Annotated in this window: 18 protein-coding genes; 5 read left to right on the top strand and 13 right to left on the bottom strand. The window is 27.7% G+C overall.

The genetic code is table 11. The annotated features are described in order from the left end of the window. Positions 1–6: 6 nt before the first annotated feature. From B0175_RS04980 to B0175_RS04960, 4 genes are all read left to right on the top strand, one after another. Positions 7–1,062: a MaoC family dehydratase gene (locus B0175_RS04980; RefSeq protein ID WP_108527553.1), complete on the top strand. Its 1,056-nt coding sequence runs from the start codon at positions 7–9 to the stop codon at positions 1,060–1,062. A 128-nt stretch (positions 1,063–1,190) separates the two neighbouring features. Further along, entirely contained in the window at positions 1,191–2,174 is a 984-nt protein-coding gene (locus B0175_RS04975) for an HpcH/HpaI aldolase/citrate lyase family protein (RefSeq protein ID WP_108527552.1), read from the top strand. 188 nt (positions 2,175–2,362) lie between these two features. Then, positions 2,363–3,856 (top strand): fumarate hydratase, encoded by a 1,494-nt coding sequence (locus tag B0175_RS04965; protein ID WP_108527550.1) that lies wholly within the window; start codon positions 2,363–2,365, stop codon positions 3,854–3,856. A gap of 155 nt (positions 3,857–4,011) precedes the next feature. Continuing rightward, entirely contained in the window at positions 4,012–4,848 is an 837-nt protein-coding gene (locus B0175_RS04960; protein ID WP_108527549.1) for a DUF5718 family protein, read from the top strand. Between the two features lie 10 nt (positions 4,849–4,858). On the opposite strand, the gene B0175_RS04955 is transcribed toward B0175_RS04960, so the two are convergent. After that, positions 4,859–7,771: a methyl-accepting chemotaxis protein gene (locus B0175_RS04955; protein ID WP_108527548.1), complete on the bottom strand. Its 2,913-nt coding sequence runs from the start codon at positions 7,769–7,771 to the stop codon at positions 4,859–4,861. 187 nt (positions 7,772–7,958) lie between these two features. On the opposite strand from B0175_RS04955, the gene mscL reads away from it, so the two are divergent. Further along, complete coding sequence (mscL, locus tag B0175_RS04950) at positions 7,959–8,387, top strand: large conductance mechanosensitive channel protein MscL (protein WP_108527547.1); 429 nt, start codon at positions 7,959–7,961, stop codon at positions 8,385–8,387. 7 nt (positions 8,388–8,394) lie between these two features. On the opposite strand, the gene B0175_RS04945 is transcribed toward mscL, so the two are convergent. From B0175_RS04945 to flhB, 12 genes are all read right to left on the bottom strand, one after another. After that, a complete protein-coding gene (locus tag B0175_RS04945) occupies positions 8,395–9,645 on the bottom strand; it encodes an arsenic transporter (RefSeq protein ID WP_108527546.1) in 1,251 nt (416 codons plus the stop codon). Then, complete coding sequence (locus B0175_RS04940; protein WP_108527545.1) at positions 9,639–9,950, bottom strand: ArsR/SmtB family transcription factor; 312 nt, start codon at positions 9,948–9,950, stop codon at positions 9,639–9,641. The genes B0175_RS04945 and B0175_RS04940 overlap by 7 nt, the downstream gene beginning before the upstream one ends. Further along, positions 9,950–10,186 (bottom strand): thioredoxin family protein, encoded by a 237-nt coding sequence (locus B0175_RS04935; RefSeq protein ID WP_108527544.1) that lies wholly within the window; start codon positions 10,184–10,186, stop codon positions 9,950–9,952. The genes B0175_RS04940 and B0175_RS04935 overlap by 1 nt, the downstream gene beginning before the upstream one ends. Positions 10,187–10,190: 4 nt before the next feature. Beyond that, positions 10,191–11,156 carry a permease gene (locus tag B0175_RS04930; RefSeq protein ID WP_108527543.1) on the bottom strand — a complete coding sequence of 322 codons (966 nt, stop codon included), beginning with the start codon at positions 11,154–11,156 and terminating at the stop codon, positions 10,191–10,193. Next, complete coding sequence (locus tag B0175_RS04925; protein WP_108527542.1) at positions 11,157–11,555, bottom strand: arsenate reductase ArsC; 399 nt, start codon at positions 11,553–11,555, stop codon at positions 11,157–11,159. Between the two features lie 108 nt (positions 11,556–11,663). After that, the gene (locus tag B0175_RS04920; protein ID WP_228156068.1) at positions 11,664–12,227 is read right to left on the bottom strand and encodes a flavin reductase family protein; all 564 of its coding nucleotides are present in this window, start codon (positions 12,225–12,227) and stop codon (positions 11,664–11,666) included. Between the two features lie 127 nt (positions 12,228–12,354). Continuing rightward, entirely contained in the window at positions 12,355–13,539 is a 1,185-nt protein-coding gene (locus tag B0175_RS04915; protein WP_108527540.1) for an MFS transporter, read from the bottom strand. A gap of 33 nt (positions 13,540–13,572) precedes the next feature. Then, the gene (gene flhA, locus B0175_RS04910; RefSeq protein WP_108527539.1) at positions 13,573–15,684 is read right to left on the bottom strand and encodes a flagellar biosynthesis protein FlhA; all 2,112 of its coding nucleotides are present in this window, start codon (positions 15,682–15,684) and stop codon (positions 13,573–13,575) included. A gap of 26 nt (positions 15,685–15,710) precedes the next feature. Then, entirely contained in the window at positions 15,711–16,841 is a 1,131-nt protein-coding gene (flgL, locus tag B0175_RS04905) for a flagellar hook-associated protein FlgL (protein ID WP_108527538.1), read from the bottom strand. Continuing rightward, positions 16,838–18,145 carry a flagellar protein export ATPase FliI gene (gene fliI / locus B0175_RS04900; protein WP_108527537.1) on the bottom strand — a complete coding sequence of 436 codons (1,308 nt, stop codon included), beginning with the start codon at positions 18,143–18,145 and terminating at the stop codon, positions 16,838–16,840. Before fliI ends, flgL begins: the two co-directional genes overlap by 4 nt. After that, positions 18,142–20,142 carry a tetratricopeptide repeat protein gene (locus B0175_RS04895; RefSeq protein ID WP_108527536.1) on the bottom strand — a complete coding sequence of 667 codons (2,001 nt, stop codon included), beginning with the start codon at positions 20,140–20,142 and terminating at the stop codon, positions 18,142–18,144. Before B0175_RS04895 ends, fliI begins: the two co-directional genes overlap by 4 nt. A 3-nt stretch (positions 20,143–20,145) precedes the next feature. Further along, positions 20,146–21,195, bottom strand: a complete 1,050-nt coding sequence (flhB, locus tag B0175_RS04890; protein WP_108527535.1) for a flagellar biosynthesis protein FlhB — start codon at positions 21,193–21,195, stop codon at positions 20,146–20,148. Positions 21,196–21,202: the final 7 nt, after the last annotated feature.

The following is a 21,202-nucleotide window of genomic DNA, read 5'->3' as shown; positions in this document are numbered from 1 at the left end:
GAGAAAGTGTCTAAAATAAATATGGGTAATTTTTTTGAAGATTTTTCAATTGGTCAAAAAATAGTTCATCCACTTCCTAGAACAATAAGTGAAGGAGATGTATCTTTATACATCGCTTTTACTGGTTCTAGATTTGCTCTACACTCTTCTGATTTAGTAGCAAAAGAGATGGGATATGAAAAAAGACCACTTGATGATATTTTAATGTTTCACCTAACATTTGGAAAATCTGTACAAGATATCTCTTTAAATGCAATTGCAAATTTAGGATATGCAGAGATGGCTTTTCCTAATCCTGTATATGTTGGAGATACAGTAAGTATGACTTCAACTGTTATTGGATTAAAAGAGAATTCAAATGGTAAAAGTGGAGTTGTTTATGTTCACTCTATTGGTGTAAATCAAAATGGTGCTGTTGTACTTGATTTTAAAAGATGGGTAATGGTTCATAAAAAAGACCACACAAATTTGAGTGGAGTAAATGAAGTTCCAACTTTTGCAAGAACAACACCAATTTCACAAATTAATATTCCTACTATTAAATGTGTTGATACAGATTCAACTGGTGGAAAATATTTCTTTGAAGATTATGAAATAGCTGAAAGACTTGACCATCCTGAAGGGATAACTGTTGATAATAGTGATCATACACTTGCAACTAAGTTATACCAAAACAATGCAAAAGTACATTTCAATGACCATATGATGAAAAGTACACCAATGGGTCAAAGACTAATGTATGGTGGAATCATTATTTCAATGGCAAGAGCTATTTCATTTAATGGTTTACAAAATGCACAATGGGTATGTGCTATAAATAGTGGAGCTCATGCTAATCCTACGTATGCTGGTGATACTATTTATGCATATACTGAAATTTTAGAAAAAATTGAAGTAAATAGAGAAGATATTGGACTATTAAGGGTAAGAACTACTGGATTAAAAAATCAAACTCCAAAAGAGACTCCAACTCCAAAAGGTGAAGATGGTAAGTATCTACCAAATGTAGTACTTGATTTAGATTACACTATTGTAATCCCAAAAAAAGTTACAAAAAAATAGGTTAATATGAAAAGAAGCGACTCGTCGCTTCCTTTAGGATTTTGCTACTTTTATAAATTATGATAAAAAGTAGTCATTCAATATGAAGGTTCCTTTAAAATTGGGAACCAAATTTTAAGGAGAAAAATATGACACACCCAAGCGAAGCTTTATTTGAAAATGGTAAATCTTTACCAATCATCCCAACTTGTGAACACTTTGCAGGAAGCGAAAAGCTAATCCTAAAAGGTTTTGAAATGCAAAAAAAATTAGGTCCAGTTTTTGATATTACTTGTGACTGCGAAGATGGTGCTGAAACTGGTAAAGAAGTTGAACATGCTAATATGATTGTAAGAGTTGTTAATTCTGCTGAAAATCCATATGCAATGGCTGGAACTAGAATTCACGACCATTCACACCCAGATTGGAGACAAGACATTGATATTTTAGTTCCTGGTGCTGGTGAAAAATTAGCATATATCACTTTACCAAAATCAACTTGTTATGAAGATGCAAAAACTCAAATTGAGTATATTCAAGCAGTTGCAAAAAAAGCTGGAATTAAAAGAGAAATTCCAATTCACGTATTAATTGAAACTCATGGTGCATTACAAGATGTAGAAAAAATTGCTACATTACCTTGGTTACAAGTTTTAGATTTTGGATTAATGGACTTCGTTTCAGGATACCAAGGAGCAATTCCAGCTATTAATATGAGAAGTCCAGGTCAATTTGATCACAGATTAATTGGTGCTGCAAAAGCTAGAGTTGCACAAGCTGCTATTCAAAATAAAGTTATTCCTGCACATAACGTTACTTTAGATTTAAAAAATCCATACCAAACTTATAAAGATGCAGAAAGAGCAAGAAATGAGTTCGGATTTATGAGAATGTGGTCAATTTACCCAACACAAGTACAAGCTATTGTTGATGCAATGAAACCAGACTTTACAGAACTTGAAGCTGCTCAAAATATCTTAATTAAAGCACAAGATGCTGAGTGGGGACCAATCCAATACGATGGTGAATTACATGATAGAGCAACTTATAGATACTTTTGGGAATTAGTACAAAGAGCTAAATTCTCTGGTGCTAAATTAATGGAAGAAACTGAAAAAAGATTCTTTGCTTAATATTTTAAACATTAGCCCCTTTAGGGCTTTTGTTTCTTTTCTTAACATACTATTTCTAGATAAAATTTTTGATATATCAAAACTAAACACTTTTTCTAAATATTCTCTTTTTTGGAATAAAAAAAAAGAGTATTTTCATAAGTGCATTGGTATAATAATCCAATTTCTAAACAAAAAAAGGAAAATTTATGAGTAAAAAAATCACAGAACAAGATATTATAGATTCAGTTGCATCTGCCTGTCAATATATTTCGTTTTACCATCCAGAAGATTTCGTAAAAGGAATGGTTGAAGCGTATGAAAAAGAGCAATCTGAATCAGCTAAAAATGCTATTGGGCAAATTTTAATAAATTCAAAAATGTGTGCTATGGGTCATAGACCCCTTTGCCAAGATACAGGAAGTGTAAATATTTTTATAAGAATTGGTTTAAAAGCTAATTTAGATATTTCAAGAAACTTAGAAGACATTTTAAATGCAGGTGTTGCTAAAGGTTATACAGATCCTGATAATACTTTAAGATACTCTGTAGTTGCAGATCCAGCAGGAAAAAGAACAAATACAAAAAACAATACTCCAGCAGTTATTCATATAACAACTGATAATTCTGATGAATTAGATATTACAGTTGCTGCAAAAGGTGGAGGAAGTGAAAATAAATCTAAATTTGCTGTATTAAATCCAAGTGATTCAATTTATGATTGGGTTATGGATAATGTTAGACAAATGGGTGCAGGATGGTGTCCTCCAGGGATTTTAGGTATTGGAATTGGTGGAAATCCAGAAAAAGCAATGCTTTTAGCAAAAGAGTCTTTAATGGGGCATGTTGATATTCATGAATTAAAAGCAAGAGGTCCTCAAAATGCTTTAGAAGAATTAAGATTAAAACTTTATGAAGATATCAATAAAGTTGGAATTGGTGCACAAGGTTTAGGGGGGTTAACAACTGTTTTAGATGTTAAAATCTTAGATTATCCATGTCACGCAGCTTCACTTCCAGTTGCTATGATTCCAAACTGTGCAGCAACAAGACATATTCACTTTAAATTAAAAGGTGATGGACCTGCAATATTTAAAAACCCATCTTTAGATTTATGGCCAGATATTGAATTACCAATGGATACTATTAAAAGAGTAAATATTGCAGATTTAACAAAAGAAAAATTACAAGAGTTTAAATCAGGTGATACTTTATTACTTTCAGGAAAAATTTTAACTGCACGTGATGCAGCTCATAAAAAAATTGTTGAATACAAAAATGCAGGAAAACCACTTCCAAATGGTGTTGATTTAAAAGACAGATTTATTTACTACGTTGGACCAGTTGATCCTGTAAGAGATGAAGTAGTAGGACCTGCAGGACCAACAACATCAACAAGAATGGATAAATTTACTAAAGATATGATGGAAATTGGTATCATGGGAATGATTGGAAAAGCTGAAAGAAAACAACCAACTATTGATTTAATAAAAGAGTATAAATCTATTTATTTAATTGCAACTGGTGGAGCAGCTTATTTAATCTCTCAATCAATTAAAGGTGCAAAAACTTTGGCATTTGAAGAACTTGGAATGGAAGCTATTTATGAATTTGATGTAGTTGATATGCCTGTTACTGTTGCTGTTGATACAGAAGGTAACTCTATTCATACAACTGGACCAGCAAAATGGAGAACTATCTAATTTTTGTTTTACAAAAGGTTTTTAACCTTTTGTAAACTCCTTTTTTTAAAAAATCCTTACGTTATTAATTTATATTTCTTTTTTGACTTATTATAGATTTAATTAATGTTATGCTACAACTTTACCTTTCGTTTTAAAAAATTATAGGAAATATTATGAATTTATTAGAAGATTTAAAAGATTATTTAGGTTTTGCAGTTGCAGGAAACTTCGCAAATCATTTAGGAGAAGCTGGTGAAGCAGATGAATTCTCTGTAATTGAAACAAAAGAAAAAGATGCACCAAAAGGAATGTTCCCATTTTATATAAAAGGACACGATAGTTTTTTAGGAACATATCCAATATGTGATGAAATTATTTTAACTCATGGTAGAGAAGAAGATAACTTACAAATTGAAGCTGAAGTTGCTCTGATTTGTGATTTTGTATATGAAAATGAAAAAGTAATTGATATTATTCCAAAATATTTTGCAGCATTTAATGATTGTTCTCTTAGAGTTCAAGATGGAAATAAACTAAGTTGTAAAAAGAATTGGGGAGAAAAAACAAAAGGAATTTCACAAGATATTATAGAAATTGATGATTTTAGTGAAAAAGGAATTTTAAGTAAATATCATATCTCTTCTTTTATCAAAAGAGATGGTATCGTATATGACTATGGAACTACAAGTGCGGTTAAATCATACAGTTATTTTTTTAATAAATTAAAAGATTGGATGATTGATATTTTAAATTGTCAAGAAGATTGTGGACCACTTGAAGAACTTGGGCAATTTTTAAAAGATGCTCACAAAGCAAAAGGTATTTTAATCGCTGCAGGTGCAACAGCTTATACTGATTTTGGTAAGAAAAACTTTTTGAAAAAAGGTGATGAAATTTTTGTATATGTTTACAATGCTCGTGCTCATAGTTTCAATGACATTATGAATGATATGTGTGGAATAGCTCCATATTTAGGACAGTGTTCAAAACTTCATCAAATAGTTCAATAAAAAGTATTTATTACTTTTTATTTTTTGAATCCAAATATAAAATATCATTTAAACTATCGAAAAATTTCATAGTTGCATCTTCTATTTGACTTGCAATTTGTCTAAGTATTTTATTTTCAATTTTATTTGCATTTTGAGTAATATATTCTTGCATTTTTTGATGAACATCTTTATGAGTTTGTTTTAGAACTTTCCATTTTTCATTTTTTGCAAAAATCTCATTATTATTTTCACAAGATGTCATCCACTTACCTATATTACAAAATTCTGAATTATCAATAACAATATTTGTAAAATTATTTAATGTCTTATAATATCTTTTTTTAAAATTTATATGATCATTTTTATAAGTTGATAACTCTTTTATTAAATCTATATTTTCAACCATTTCATAATATTTATCATCGATTTTTGACTGTGAAGTAATTTGAAGCAATTTATTAGACAATTTCGAAACTTCGTTTGATAAATTATCTATATTTAAAGCCGTTTTGGCATTTTTTTGTGTAGCAAAATCAATCTTTGAAATCGTATCATTTATTTGAATAATTCCTATTTCTTGCTCTTTACTAAAAATCGTAACACTATTTATTATCTCTTTTGTTTGAGAGATTTTTGAAGCTAAACTTTCATAACCTTTTATCATATTATCTGCAATATTTTTACCCTCATTTGCCTCAAAGTTTGCACTTTCAACTAAACTTTTTATTTTACTTGCAGCTTGAGCACTTCTACTTGCTAAATTTCGCACTTCTTGTGCAACAACTGCAAAACCTTTTCCAGCTTCACCTGCAGTTGCAGCTTCAACAGCAGCATTTAAAGAAAGAATATTTGTTTGAAATGCTATTTGGTCTATTACAATTATTGCTTCATTTATAGCATTTACTTTTTTACTTATTTCATCCATTGATACAAAAGTTTGATTTGCAGATTTATTTCCTTCTATTGCAGAACTATTTAGTTCATCTGAGATTTTTAGCATTTGTCCCATATTTTCATTGTTATTTTTTATATTTGCTGTGATTTGTTCAAGAGCAACAGAACTTTGTTTTAAAGAATTTGCTTGTTCTGAAGATAAAACAGCCAATTCATTTGAAGAGTTTGTCAGGATTTTTGTATTTTTTTCAAGTTCAACACCAGCATTTGTAATCATAGCAATAAGTTCTGAAGAAGATTGTCCTAAAAGAACAGTTGAATTACAAAGTATGCCAAAATCTCCATACATTCCTTTTGTATGTTGTTCATCTAATTTAAATTTATAATCACCCTGAGTATAACTATTTAGAAGCATATTTAAACTATCAATTTTCAATCTTGTTCTATCAATCATTTTATTTATAATTTCAACCAAAGTTTGTAACTCTTTTGTTGAAGCTTTTGTTTTTATTGAATATTCAAAAAAGCCATTATTTACTTTTTCCATAATATCTGTTATTTCAAGAATAACTTTTTTATCATTTTCAATAATTCTTTCTATTTTTTCAACTTGAATATTCATATTTTTTGTCATTAAAGCAAATTCGTCTTTTCCTTCAAGTTTATCCAAATATATTTCATCTTTTTCTCTCATAGAATAAGAGAAAAATTGAGTTAAATTATTTTCAAATTTTTTAATAGATTTTGAAACTTTACTTGTCATTAATACAATTACAGCAAAAATTAATATGATTAAAAAAATTAAAAATAAAGAGAATAATACTATTTGATTATCTAAATTCTTAACATTTGTATTTATATATAAAAGCATATCTTCAACCATTTTATCTTTTATATTTTCAAAAGCATTGATTTTGATAGAAGATGCTTCTTCCCATTTTTTGGTATTTGCACCATAAATATTTTTTGACAAAGTATCTATTGCTTGTAAAGTTTTTGAATCAATTTGTGTTTCATCTATACGTTCATTATTATATGCTGCTGACATATATGTATCAATAGCGAATTGGATGTTATTTAAAAATTCCTCTTCTTCTTTTGAAAACTTTAATTTTTTATAATCTTTTATTGCTCTTAATATTTTAGTGTGACTTTTTTGAATTTTATTTAATAAATTTTCATCTTTTGTTAAAACATAGTTTTTATATAAATGTATCAACCCACCATATCCAAAAGCCTCTTTTATCTGTGATAAAAGGTTCTCTTTTTCTATTTTAAGAAAAATTATACTTCTTAATGTTTCAATATCTTTAAAACTACTATTTTCCAATTGTTTTTTAAAATAATCAAGTTGTTCATTTGATAAATTTTTCTTCATTACTTCTAAATATGAGTCTTGAAAAACTATTAGTGATATGAAATTGTTATAGTTACTATTTGACATAAAATTATGCTCAAATATACTTTTTACTAAAATTTTTTCATTGTAAGCTTTTTCTATTACATTTATTATAGAAACATATATCAAAGAAGATTTTGATAACTCTTTGCTATTTGAATATATTAATAAATCATCAAAAAAAGATATAAGATTTGCATTAATTTCATTATAAAGATTTTCTATTTCTTTTATATCAACTCTCAAATCTATTATATTTTTTCTAATTTCATCTAATTTAATAAAAGACTTTTTCAATTTATCTATTTTTTCTAAAAGATTATTATCTTTTTTTATTAAATCAAAACTTTCTATGAACTCATTTAGTTCTTTTGATTCTTGATTACTATTTATTATTTCTTTTTCTAACTCATCTTTTTTTATTTTTCCATAACTATTTAGATATAAAATTGATAATTCTCTCTCTTTTTGAAAAGCCGTTAAAACTTTTGAGATTTTAACAGTAAAATCAATATAACTTGAAGTTTTATTCATATTTGATTTTTTCTCAATTTTTTCAAAAATCAAAACAGATGAAAGCATAAAAATCGCTAAAATCGGTAATACCAATATAAGTAAGATTTTATTCCTAAGCTTCAAATTATTCATAATACTCTTCCTAAAATTATATTTTTAGCAATATATTCTTTATTATTTGAATAAAAGGTTATATAATTATTTTTTGTAATCAAACTGAAATTTACAGATTATTTAATAATTATTTATTTTTATTTCACTTCTTTTACTAATTTTGTATCTTCTTTTAAATATAATTAAAAAAATTAAAGGAAAAATTATGTTAAAAGAGTTTAAAGACTTCCTTATAAAAGGAAGTGTAGTTGATATGGCTGTTGGTTTTATTTTTGGTGCAGCTTTTGCAACTTTTGTAAAATCACTTGTTGAAAATGTGGTTATGCCTCCAATTGGATTGTTGTTAGGAAAAGTTGATTTTTCTCAATTATTTATTTCGCTTGATGGAAATAGTTATGCAACTTTGGCAGAACTTGAAAAAGCAGGTGCACCAGCAATAAAACTTGGTGTATTTATGAATGATACAATCTCATTTTTAATTTTAGGATTTGTTGTATTTATGTTTATAAAATCTTACAATAAACTAAGAAATGTTGAAGCTCCGGCACCAAAAACAAAAATTTGTTCAGATTGTGCTATGGAAATTCCAGTTGCTGCAAAAAAATGTGGTTATTGTGGAAATACAGCAGTTTAAATTTATTTTAAACTGCTAAAAGAACAAGTAGTAAAACAGGTGGTGTAATAATCAAACCAAATTTACTATATTCCCAAAAGCTTATTTTTATACCTTTTTTTGCTAAAACATGAAGCCAAAGAAGAGTTGCTAAACTTCCAAATGGTGTCATTTTGGGACCTAAATTACATCCAATAATATTTGCATAAGCTAAAGCCTCATTTGGTATATCTTTTAATGCTATATCCATAATCATAATTGTTGGAAGATTATTCATAACTGCACTTAAAATTGCACTTATAAAACCTGTTGATATGATAGCTATTGTATCACCTTGTAAAACTAAATAATTTAATATCGTTGTTAAATATTCAGTTAATCCTGCATTTTTTAAACCATAAACAACAATATAAAGACCAATACTAAACCAAACGATTTGCCAAGGGGCTTCTTTTATAATATTTTTTGCATTTACACTTTTTGTTAAACTTGCAATTATTAAAAGAACTAATGCACCACCTAATGCAAAAAAAGAGATAGGAAGTTTGTAAATATCTCCTAAAGCATAAGCACTCAACAAAAAGGCTAGAAAAAACCAAGAAAAATAAAATAGATTCATATTTTTTATAACACTTTTGGGTTCTTTTAAAAGTCTTACATCAACTTTTTTTGGAATATCTTTTCTCAAAATTAACCATAAAAAAACTATCGAAGCAATAACACTCACAATAAAAGGAACAATCATATTAAGAAAATAATCCACAAAACCTATATTAAAATAGTTTGCCGTTACTATATTTGTAAGATTTGAAAATACAAAAGGTAAAGATGCACTATCACTTATAAAACCACCTGCAAGTAAAAAAGCAATTATAGTTTTTGTACTTAATTGTAAAACTCTCATTTTTGCCAATAAAATAGGTGTTAAAATAAGTGCTGCTCCATCATTTGCAAAAAGTGCTGAAACAAAACTTCCCAATAAAATAGAATAAATGAACATTCTTATTCCACTTCCTTTTGAAAATTTTGCCATTTTTAAAGCACACCATTCAAAAAAGCCAATTTCATCTAAAACTAAAGATAAAATAATGATTCCAATAAAAGCTAATGTTGCATCCCAAACTATACTTGTTACATCTAAAACATCATTGATACTTACTACACCTAAAATTAAAGCAACAATTGCACCTAAAATAGCTGTTGTTCCTATTTGTAAACCTTTTGGTTGAGTAATGATTAAAAATAATGTTACTAAAAATATGCAAACAGGAATTAACATACCTCACAACCTTTTTTTAATGCAGGAATTTCTAAGTTCAAATAACTAATTTCTTTTAAAATTGATTGTCTAAAAACATCTAAAGGTGTTCTTATACTATAATATGCCCAACGCCCTCTTCTATCAACTCTTAAAAAACCTCCATCTTTTAATATTTTTAAGTGTCTTGAAACTCTTGATTGTATCATTGAAAAAGAGTTCTCTATATCACAAACACAAACTTCATTGTGTATATCTATAAAATGTAATATTTTGACTCTTGTTTCATCATTTATTGCACCAACTGTTTGTAAAAAAATATCCATCATATTCCTTTAAATAGTAGTAACAGTTCATCAACACTCAAAACTTTTCCAGTAGATTTTACAACTCCATCAACAACAAGTGCTGGCGTACTCATAACACCATAATTCATAATTTCAACTATATCTTCAACTTTTTTAACTTCGTGAAATCCACCGATTTTTGCAACTGCTTGTTTTACAGCTTCTTCTAAAGCTTTGCATTTAGAGCAACCTGTTCCTAAAACTTCTATTTTCATTTTTTCATCCTATTAAATAATTAAATAAATACCCTGTTAGAAGTATCGCAACTCCAACAATTGCAAAAAATATTGAGATAAGTTTTAAACTCAAAACTCTTTTTAAAATCATAGCTTCTGGCAAACTAAGTGCAACAACTGCCATCATAAATGCTAAAGCCGTTCCTAAAAGCATTCCTTTTTGTGTTAAAACTTCAACAAGTGGTAAAATCCCTGCTGCATTTGAATACATAGGTATTCCCATAATAACTGCAACTATTGGCGCATACCAAACATCTCCGCCTGCATATTTGCTGATAAAATCAGCAGGAATATAACCATGAATAAATGCTCCAATTCCAACACCAATTATCACATATAAATAAATCTTTTTAAATATATCTTTTGTATATTCCCAAGACTCTTTTACTCTTTGGGAAAATAAAGTTTCATCACTATTTGAGCCATTACAACAGCTATTTATTGGTTTTACTTCTATTAAAACCTCTTTTTCTAAATTCATACTTCCAATTATAAGTCCAGATACAATAGCTATTAATAGACCAATTCCTACATATAATAAAGCTATTTTCCAACCAAAAAGTGAAAATAACATAGCAATTACAACTGCATCACTAAGTGGTGCAGAAATCAAATATGAAAATGTCACTCCTAAAGGAATTCTTGCTTGTAAAAATCCTAAAAAAAGTGGAATTGCACTACAAGAACAAAATGGAGTTATAACTCCAAAAATAGCAGCCATAATATGTCCAACAATTTTGTGTTTTCCACTTAAATAATCTCTTGCTTTTTCTACTGGAAAATAGCTTCTAAGAAGTGTAACCATATAAATAATTGTAATTAGCAATATAAAAATTTTTATCGTATCATAAATAAAAAAATTTAAAGCTTCACCTAAATGAGTTCCTTTTGAAAGTCCTAAAATATCAAATACAAAAATTGAAGTTAAGTTCACAAGCCAATCAAACATCTATTTTAATACCTCAACAATTTTTGGAAGAAGTTTTTCTTCTATCTCTTTATATGTTTTTTCAAAAGCTTCAAACCCTTTTCCATCAGGGTCTTCAAATCCCACATGAATAACTTTTACAGCTTTTGGAAACATTGGGCAAGTTTCATTTGCATGGTCACAAACTGTTACTACTAAATCATATTCATTGTTTATAACTGTATCAAGTGTTTTAGAGTGATACTCTTCCTTCCAAATCCCTTTATCTTCAAGAAGTTTTTTTGCATTTGGATTTACTTTTCCACTTGCACGAACACCAGAACTATCTGCACTAATTCCATCTAACTTTGCATTTATAAGTGCTTCAGCAATAATACTTCTACAAGAATTTCCTGTACATAATATCAAAACTCTTTTCATATTTGTCCTTTTATAAAGTTTTGGAAATTTTATCACAAAGACATTTATATATCAAGATATCTTGATATATAAATGTCTAAAAATCTCCCAATAAGAGAGATTTTTTTATTATAAATCAACCATAGCTTTAAAAGTAACTCCTACTCGACCGATACTATCTATATTTGTATGATTTCTTTCATTTATTCGTCCATCTTCAATATATTGATAATTTATCTTTAAAATAACAGGAGTTGTATCCCCTTCAACTTTATAAGTATCATAATACTCACAAAAAAGTGCAGTTTGAGTAGAACAAATCATAGGAGGATAATCTTCTAATTCTTTTTTTACTTCTATTTCATATTTTTCTATTTCACTCTCATCTTTTGGTAATTGAGTAGCACATTTTTGAACTTGATCTACATTGTCTTTATTTGGGAAACAAATTGTTGCTTTTTTTGTTTTTAATATGTTTGCTAAAGTATCTTTTGGACTTTCATTCTCTTTTCTTCCAATAGCAACAATTACAAGAGCTGGATTTGTAGAAATTGGAATAAAATAAGAAAATGGTGCAGCATTTAAAACTCCATTATCTTCTGTTACTATCCATGCTATTGGTCGTGGAACTATACTTCCAGACATTATTTTGTATCTATTTAAATCATTTACATCTTTATAATCTAAAATCATTTTCTCTCCTTTTAAATGGTTTCCATTTAAAAGGAAACCTATCATTTAATAACTACTTTTTAACGAAACTTATAAAAAATTTCTAAAAGTAGCAAAACTCTAAAGGGCTTTTAGAAAAAAGCCTTTCTTAAATCAGTTTTAAAATTTTTGTATAGTAATAAGCAAATAATAAAAATGCTACTCCTAAACAAACCGTAATAACTTGCGTTGTTGTAATATGTGCCATAAAACCAATAAACATAGTTGTACAAACATTTGATAACATAAAAAACATATCATTATACGATATTACTCTTCCAATATATTTATTATCACAACTATTTTGTAAAAGAGAATATGTATATGACCACAAGAACGCTGTACTTAATCCTACAAAAAATAAAGAAACTAAAGATAAATAAAAATTATCTTGTGTTAAAGCCCAAAGAATTATAGTTACTCCTTGAAAAACTAATAAATAATGAAGATTCTCTTTATTTATAATTTTATTTAAAAAAAGTGGACCAATCATCAATGCTACTGCTCTTATAGCATTTGAAAGACCAATAGCTAAAGGAACAGCTATCAACTCTTTATATTGATTTTTTGCCAAAATTGTAATCAAAGCATCATAAGAAGTTAATCCAACACTTGCGTGTAAAAATATCAAGTGCAAAATAACCTTATTATTTTTGATATATAAAAAACCATCTTTCATTAATTCAAAAATTTTTTCAGTAACTTTTTTATGTTCTATATTAAGTTTAATTTGTAAAAATACAATAATTGCTAAAACAAATATAAATACATCAACCATAATTGCGGTTTTTACACCATATAAATTTACTATAAATCCACTTGTTGCCATACCAACAGCATAAGTAAATGACCAAATTATAGAATTTATCTCATTTGCAGTTTGAAGATTTTTACCATCTAAAAGTTTAGCTAAAAGTGACATCTCTGTTGAAAAATACATTGAAGCTGCACTCATTCTAATAAAAATAAAAATTAATAAAATCCATAAATGACTCAAATCATTTATTGTTAAAAACATAATTGTCATAAGCAATTCTACAAAAAGTAAAGATATCATCAAAGGTTTAATTCTAACTCTATCAATAATTGCTCCACTCAATGGTGCAATTATAATTGCAGGAATAAAGTGCATTGCGGTAACAACAGAAATTGCAAGTTCTGTAGAACCAAATTCTACAACCATTGTATATATTGCAACAGTAGAAAACCAGGCACCAAAAGATGAAATAAAATTTACTAAAGATAAATCTCTAATAATTTTATTCTCTTTTAAAAATAAAATATATTGTTTCAAATAATTTCCTTAAATATAAAAAAGCAGCGAGTTTTAGAACTCTAAAGTACCTTCAATAGCAAAATTTGCTTTTGAATCTAATTCAGCATGAGATAAGACAGCAATTTGAAGTCCAAATTTTTCATAAATTTCTGATATTCTTTTTCTTAAAACAGGATCAACAACCATACAAACTTTAGAAAAACCTTTGAGTTCTACATCATCAAGAAGTTGTTTTGTTTTAGTTACAAGATTGTTTATTTCTGCAATAGATAACATCAGTTGAGAAATTCCATGATGCTCTTGTAATTTCCCAATAAATTGTTGCTCAACATCAGGTTTTATAGTTACAATGTGTAAAATACCATCAGTATCTTTGAATTTTTGAGTAATTAATCTATATAGTTTTGCTCTAACATGTTCTAATAAAATTTCTGGTGCTTTTGTAAATTCAGCAATATCTGCTATTGCTTCAATAATTGTTAGCATATCAATAATTGGTATTTTTTCATGTAGTAAATCTTTACAAACTTTTAACAGTACTCCATAAGAAGTAACTTTCATAGCTTCTTCTATTACTATAGGGAAATCTTTTTTCAATCTTTCAACAATATCAACAATATCTTGTCTTGTTATAATATCTTCTGCATGTCTTTTAATAATTTCAGAAATATGAGTAGAAATAATAGTTGGAGCATCAACAACAGTAAAACCTTTCATCAAAGCTTCTTCTCTTAAGTCTCCTGTTATCCATGTTGCATCAAGATTAAATACTGGTTCTTTTACATGAAGCCCTTGTAATTTTTCATTTCCTATTCCACCCATAGCAAGAAATTTATCTACTTCAATCTTTCCTTTTACTAAAGGTATTCTTTTAAGGTAAAGTTGATACTCATTTGGTGATAAATGTGTATCATCTGAAATTCTAATTTGTGGTATTACAAAACCTAATTCACTAGCTATCGTTTTTCTTATTGCTTTAATTTTATCTAGAAGTTCAGAGTTTCCTTGAACTAACTGTAAAAGTCTAATTCCTAATTTTAATTCTAGAACTTCTAATTTCATAATTGTTTCAATAGTTTGGGTTTCATCAGCAACAGAAGCGGTTCTTCTTTTTTCTTTTAAATCTGCTGGCTTATCAACTTTTTTGACTTCTGGTGTTTTTAAAACTCTTGTTACAATATTATCATCACCTCTATCAATCATAATAATAATATATCCTAATCCAGACATTAAAATACCCATTACCATTAAAATAAATGTTGGGAAACCAGGAACTAATGCAAAAAGCATTAAACCAATACCAACTAAAATTAAAGATTTACTGTCTTTAATAAGTTGATTAACTGTTTGTGTTGCAAATTTCTCTTCATCTGTATTTGATCGAGTAATAATAATAGCTGTTGCAGTTGACAATAATAGTGCAGGAATTTGACTAACTAATCCATCTCCGATTGTCAAAATTGTATACGTTTCTCCTGCTTGTGCAACAGATAAATCATGTTGAAAAAGACCAACTAAAATTCCTCCAACTAAGTTTACTAAAGTAATAATGATACTTGCAATAGCATCACCTTTAACAAACTTTGAAGATCCATCCATAGCTCCATAAAAATTTGCTTCAGAAATTAATGCTCTTCTTCGCTCTTGCGCTTGCTTATCATCTATAAATCCAGCATTTAAATCTGCATCAATTGCCATTTGTTTACCTGGCATAGAATCAAGTGTAAATCTCGCAGTAACTTCTGCAACTCTTGTTGCACCTTTTGTAACAACCATAAAATTTATTAAAACTAATATGATAAATATGATTACACCTATAACCATATTTCCACCAACAACAAATTGCCCAAATGCAGTAATAATTGAACTTACAGCATCAGGACCATTATGTCCTTCTCCTAAAATGGATCTTGTTGTTGCAATACTTAAAGCAAGCCTAAATACAACTAAAATCAAAATAAGTGTAGGAAAAGTTGTTAAATCAGCTGGCTTTTGAATATATAAAGATATTAATAGAATAAGAAAAGATATAGCCAAAGATACTGATATAAAAAAGTCAAGTGCTTCTTTATTTAAAGGAACTATTATAATCGCAAGCATTGAAAGAAACAATGCTACTGCGATTAAATCTCTTGTGAATATCTTTTTTAAATCAAATTTCATAAAGTCATTTTAGTTAGATTAGTCAATTATCTCATATAATTAACTAACGACAACTGATTTGTTTGGCTAATTGTTGAATATAAAGCTGAGAACATTAATTCTAAACTTTTAAGTTTAATTCCAACTTCAGTTAAGTCAGAAGATCCTATTTCTGTATATGTCTTATCATATTGAGTAATTTTTGAAGTAATTATATCCAATGAATTATTGAATGTTTTGTTTCTTCCACCTAAATTTGCATGTGCGATGCTCACATTATCAATAGCTTTATCTACTTCATCTTGTGCTGCTGAAACTCCTGCACGTCTTTCATCATAAGTTAGAGTAGGATTTCCACTACTATCTAAACCTTTTAAGCTATTTACTGCTTGATCTAGTAAATCAAAAATACTTCTTTTTGCTTCAAACTTTGTGCCATCTGTCATGGGCATAGTTACACTATATTCAGTAGCTGGAGCAGTTGGAGGAGTAACAGATAATGTATCGAAAGAACCATCCCAATTTTTTTTAGATAAAGTATTCGTTGCTGTATCTAATGTCCATTCATTTCCATCTTGATCAAGTATTCTATCACCTTCTTCAAAATTTAAAGTTTCACCTTTTGCTGCTGTATCAGCTGTGTAATAAAAAAGTTCAAGCCCGTTAACTCCAGATTCTCTATAAGAACCTTCATCAACTGCAATTTTTCTTAAGCTATCATTCCCATTATATGTTACTTTTCCATTAGCATCCATTGTAAATGCTTTCACTGAAGAGTCTGAACCTGAAAATACATATTGCCCTTCGACTTGTGTATTTGCCAAATCTAAAAGATTTTGCTTATACCCAGAAAGATTTTGTGCGATTGCTTCTAATCCTTCAATACTTGTCGTTGATGTATTTGCTTTAATAAGCTCTTCTTTTATTGAATCCAATTTAAGTTTTACACTAGATATAGCAGAATCTGCATTTGTATTTAAAACATTTGTTCTTTCAATTTGTTCTTTTATACCTGTCTGAGTCAATATCTTATCATTTATAAGAGCAAGCCTTCCAAAAAGCATAGAGTCATCACTTCCATATTGAAGTTTTTCTCCATTCATTTGAGAATTTAATTTATCTTGCGCATCATTCATATTATTTAATCTATATATTGATGAATTAACTTGTGCAATCATTGTAAAACCTTTCTAAAATTTGCAATGATTTCATCAAAAGAGACATTTTCTTGTGTACTTTGAGTTAAAAACTCTCGTATTCTCTCTTTTCTTGCCATTGCATTATCAAGTTCTGGGTCCATACCTTTCTTGTATGCACCAACTCTAACTAAAACTTCATTCTCTTTTATTAGTGATAATACTCTTTTTAACTTTAAAAAATCATTATAATGCTCTTTTGTAACAACTTTATCCATTACCCTTGAAGCAGATTTTAAAAGATTAATTGGGGGATAAAATCCTTGTTCAGTTAACTCTCTTGTTAAAACAATATGTCCATCAAGAATTGACCTACTTTGATCTGCAATTGGATCATTCATATCATCACCATCTACTAAAACAGTAAAAAAAGCAGTAATCGAACCTTTTTGATTATTTCCCGCTCTTTCCATTAATTGTGGTAAAAGTGCAAAAACAGAAGGTGGATACCCTCTACTTACAGGTGGTTCTCCTGTGCTTAATCCAATTTCTCTTTGAGCCATTGCAAACCTTGTTACACTATCCATCATAAGGAGAACATCAAGACCTTTATCTCTAAAATATTCAGCGATACTCATAGCTGTAAATGCACCATATTTCCTCATTAATGCTGATTCATCTGAAGTTGCAGCAACAATTACTGTATTTTCCAAATCATCATTTAAGTTATAATGAATAAATTCAGGAATTTCTCTTCCCCTTTCTCCAACTAATGCTACAACTTTTACTTGAGCCTCACAACCTTTTACTATCATACCCATCAAAGTTGATTTTCCAACTCCAGAACCAGCAAAAATACCAACTTTTTGTCCTTTTCCACAAGTCAACATTGAATCTATTGCTTTAACACCTGTTGAAAATTTTTGATCAATTATCCCTCTTTCTAGTGGAGACATAGAGATTTTATTAATAGCTGAATTTTCATCTAAATCTCTTATCTTACCTTTATTATCAATTGGTTCACCTAAAGCATTTACAACTCTTCCTAAAAGTCCATTTCCACATTTTACAGTCAAACCATCTCTTTGTAAAAATACTTTATCATTAATTCTAAAGCCTTCTATAAAAGAAAAAGGTACAATCACAAAAGAGTTATCATTTATAGTTGAAACCATTCCTAAAACTGAATAAAGCCTTTGTTCAGATTCTATTCTTACAATATCTCCAACAGCGACTTCAAGACCTACTGCAGTTAATGTAATCGCTGAAATATTTGTAATTCGACCAAAAGCAATAGGCAAAGTTGCCGAATCAATTTTACTTAGTAATTCTTCTATATTTATCATTTCGTATCACACATTTTTTTATATAAATTACCTTCAGATACATTTTTTAAATCTTTACACTTTTGAAGGTATTCGCTACTATTTTTACTATCACCTAAATTATCATATAAAGATAATATTTCATAATAGATTCTTGCTAATTCATCTGGTTTTATTCTTTTTGAATGCTCTAATGCTTGCAATAAATAATTAAGCGCTTCTTGTATTTTATTCTCTTTTTTTGCAATTTTTGACAAATCACTTTCAACTAAAGGAGAATAAACAAAAGCTTTAAATTCATTTTGTTTATCATAAAGTTTTTTTAATACTTCATTTGCTTTTTCAATATTAGTTCTTAATAAATAACCATAATAATCATGATAAAAGTCTATAATAATAGGGTTATTTTCATTTTGTGAAATATACTCTTCATTTTCAGATACAGATTTTAAAAATCTATCTAATTTGTTAAAATCATTTTTTGCTTTAATTACTTGATATTTGTATAGAAATTCTTTCTCTAGAACTTTTTTATCATTTATAGCTTCAATTTTTGATGAAAAATACAAAGCATCATCAGTAAAATTTAGTGAATAAGCCATAGTTTCAAGAACTAAATATATATTTGCATCTTTTGTATCACTAAAAATATTTTTAATTTGAGTATATGATTCTTCGGAAGGAACCTCAACAACACAATGAATTAAACCACTTCTAATAAATTCATCATCAACTAATTTTTGCCAAATTGAGAATTTAATATTTTTTAAAATTTTATTTAGCTCACTACATTCTTCTTTAGATAAATAATCTCTTATAAGTCCAATATAAACATTATCTAATATTTCATAAACATTATCGTAACCAAATCTTTTAAAAATAGAACTTGGTATTTCTTTATAAACTTTTTCAACTTTTAAAACTTCTTCATACTTTTTATCTCTAGCATTGTTTATCAATTCTTGAAGTAAAGCTTTTTGTTGCATATCTTCAATATTTGTATATTTTTCGGCAACATTATTTGGAATTAAAATATTCTGTCTCATCAGAATTTCATCCAAATACATTTGTGCATCTGATATATGATTTCCTTTTGGATAATTATCTAAAATATCTTTATATAAAACTTTGGCTTTATCTAAATAAACATCTGTTTTATCGTATAATTGCATATATATATTTGCTAATTTATATTTTGCGTCTTCAATTGCATCATCTTTTTTCGAGTTTGCAATAATTCCTTGTAAAAGTTCTATTGACTGTTCTATCATACCAAGCTTTGCAAATATATCAATTTTTTTATTTGCTAAATAAACATCATTGATATAAAAAGCCATATTTGTTTTAAGAATTTGAGTCATTAATTCTTTAGCTTCTTCTGTTTTATTTTGTAACAAATAAATATCAAATAATTCATTTCCAACTACTGTTGCAACTTGCTTATCTTTTGTTGAAGATAATATTTCAAAAAGAGTTTTTGTAGCTTTATCATAATCTTTTTGATACTTATAAACTTTCGAGAGAGATATTTTTCCATAAGTTTTTGTGAGTTCATCATCAAAATTATCTATGATTATTTTAGAAAAATATTTTGCATCCTCAATTTTATTTATTCCAAGTTTCAAATCTACTAAAATCATATAGGCTTTTAGTAAATCTTGCTGATTTATTAAAGATGCATTTATTGCTTTTTCTAACTCACTTGAAGTTTCTAACAATAACTTTTTTGATTGATTTTTTAAAGCTAATTCAGAATATAAAATCATTATATCTGAATACAAAACCTTTGTTTTATTTATATCTTTAAATTCTTTTATTTTTGAGAAGGCTTCTGTTGTTTTACCATCTTGTGCTAAACTTCTTATATACTGCAAATAATTTAATCCATCTACTATTGTTTGAGTCACTTTTTGTGGTATTTGTTGTCCATTTGAATCAATAAAACTATAATAAAAATCTTTCTCTTGTTGAGCAATTAAAACATTTATTAATAAAAATAATCCAAATATAAACTTCAATTTTTACCTTTTTCTTTTTAACTCATAAATATAAGAGAATATTTCAGCAATAGCTTTATAAAACTGATTTGGTATCTCTTTATCTACCTCAATTTGATCATATAAAGCACGAGCAAGTGCTGGATTTTCAATTATTGTTACATTATTTTCTTTTGCAATATCTTTTATTCTTAATGCTAAAAAATCAATACCTTTTGCAACAAGAACAGGTGCTGAATTCACTTTATTATCATATTTTAAAGCAACTGCATAATGAGTTGGATTTGTAATAACAACATCCGCATTTGGTACATTACTCATCATTCTTTTTTGTGCCATTTGCATCTGAATTCTTCTAATTCTACCTTTTACTTGAGGATCTCCCTCCATATTTTTATATTCATCTTTAATCTCTTGTTTACTCATTTTTAAAGATTTCATATAATAATATCTTGAAAAGTAAAAGTCCATTATAGCAAAAATAATGATAATAAGTAGAATTGTAAATACAAAATATATCGTTAGTTCAAGCATTGATGAGACAGTTGCCATAGTTTCTTTATTCATCATTGCTAAAAAATCATTATAAGTTATACTAAAAACAAGAAACATAACTGCAATTATAATTGCTAATTTTAAAGTTAATTTTAAAGCTTCTAATAATTTTTTTAAACCAAAAATATTTTTTAATCCTTTTATTGGATCTAATTTTTGTAAATCAAATTTTAAAGGGATTGCTATAAATCCAAATTGAGCCCAGTTTCCTACCAAACCAAGAAGAATAACTAATATAAATAATGGTGCTAATGCCTTTAATAAAGTTATAACCATAGTATAAGTAATTGAATAATAAAGTGCACTATCCATCTCTTGCCCTATAAAATTATAAGAAAGCATCATCAATTTTTTTATCTCCAACATAGAAGAGCCAGAGAAAAACAATAAAAATATTGATCCTAAAGTTAAAATAGAAGCTCCCACAACTTCCATTGATTTACTAACATTCCCCTCTTTTTTTGCATCTTCAAGCTTTTTGGACGTGGGTTCTTCTGTTTTTTCTTGATCATCAGCCATCAATAAC

Source organism: Arcobacter lacus (assembly GCF_003063295.1).
GTDB classification, from domain to species: Bacteria; Campylobacterota; Campylobacteria; order Campylobacterales; family Arcobacteraceae; genus Aliarcobacter; species Aliarcobacter lacus.
Note: the sequence above shows the minus strand (reverse complement) of the source record. Positions and strands in the feature narration are given on the sequence as shown.

Excerpts from the sequence above, each read along its gene's own strand:
- B0175_RS04975 (WP_108527552.1), top strand. The coding sequence starts at position 1,191 with ATGACACACCCAAGCGAAGCTTTATTTGAAAATGGTAAATCTTTACCA.
- B0175_RS04965 (WP_108527550.1), top strand. The coding sequence starts at position 2,363 with ATGAGTAAAAAAATCACAGAACAAGATATTATAGATTCAGTTGCATCT.
- B0175_RS04960 (WP_108527549.1), top strand. The coding sequence starts at position 4,012 with ATGAATTTATTAGAAGATTTAAAAGATTATTTAGGTTTTGCAGTTGCA.
- B0175_RS04955 (WP_108527548.1), bottom strand. The coding sequence starts at position 7,771 with ATGAATAATTTGAAGCTTAGGAATAAAATCTTACTTATATTGGTATTA.
- mscL (WP_108527547.1), top strand. The coding sequence starts at position 7,959 with ATGTTAAAAGAGTTTAAAGACTTCCTTATAAAAGGAAGTGTAGTTGAT.
- B0175_RS04945 (WP_108527546.1), bottom strand. The coding sequence starts at position 9,645 with ATGTTAATTCCTGTTTGCATATTTTTAGTAACATTATTTTTAATCATT.
- B0175_RS04940 (WP_108527545.1), bottom strand. The coding sequence starts at position 9,950 with ATGGATATTTTTTTACAAACAGTTGGTGCAATAAATGATGAAACAAGA.
- B0175_RS04935 (WP_108527544.1), bottom strand. The coding sequence starts at position 10,186 with ATGAAAATAGAAGTTTTAGGAACAGGTTGCTCTAAATGCAAAGCTTTA.
- B0175_RS04930 (WP_108527543.1), bottom strand. The coding sequence starts at position 11,156 with ATGTTTGATTGGCTTGTGAACTTAACTTCAATTTTTGTATTTGATATT.
- B0175_RS04925 (WP_108527542.1), bottom strand. The coding sequence starts at position 11,555 with ATGAAAAGAGTTTTGATATTATGTACAGGAAATTCTTGTAGAAGTATT.
- B0175_RS04920 (WP_228156068.1), bottom strand. The coding sequence starts at position 12,227 with ATGATTTTAGATTATAAAGATGTAAATGATTTAAATAGATACAAAATA.
- flhA (WP_108527539.1), bottom strand. The coding sequence starts at position 15,684 with ATGAAATTTGATTTAAAAAAGATATTCACAAGAGATTTAATCGCAGTA.
- flgL (WP_108527538.1), bottom strand. The coding sequence starts at position 16,841 with ATGATTGCACAAGTTAATTCATCAATATATAGATTAAATAATATGAAT.
- fliI (WP_108527537.1), bottom strand. The coding sequence starts at position 18,145 with ATGATAAATATAGAAGAATTACTAAGTAAAATTGATTCGGCAACTTTG.
- flhB (WP_108527535.1), bottom strand. The coding sequence starts at position 21,195 with ATGGCTGATGATCAAGAAAAAACAGAAGAACCCACGTCCAAAAAGCTT.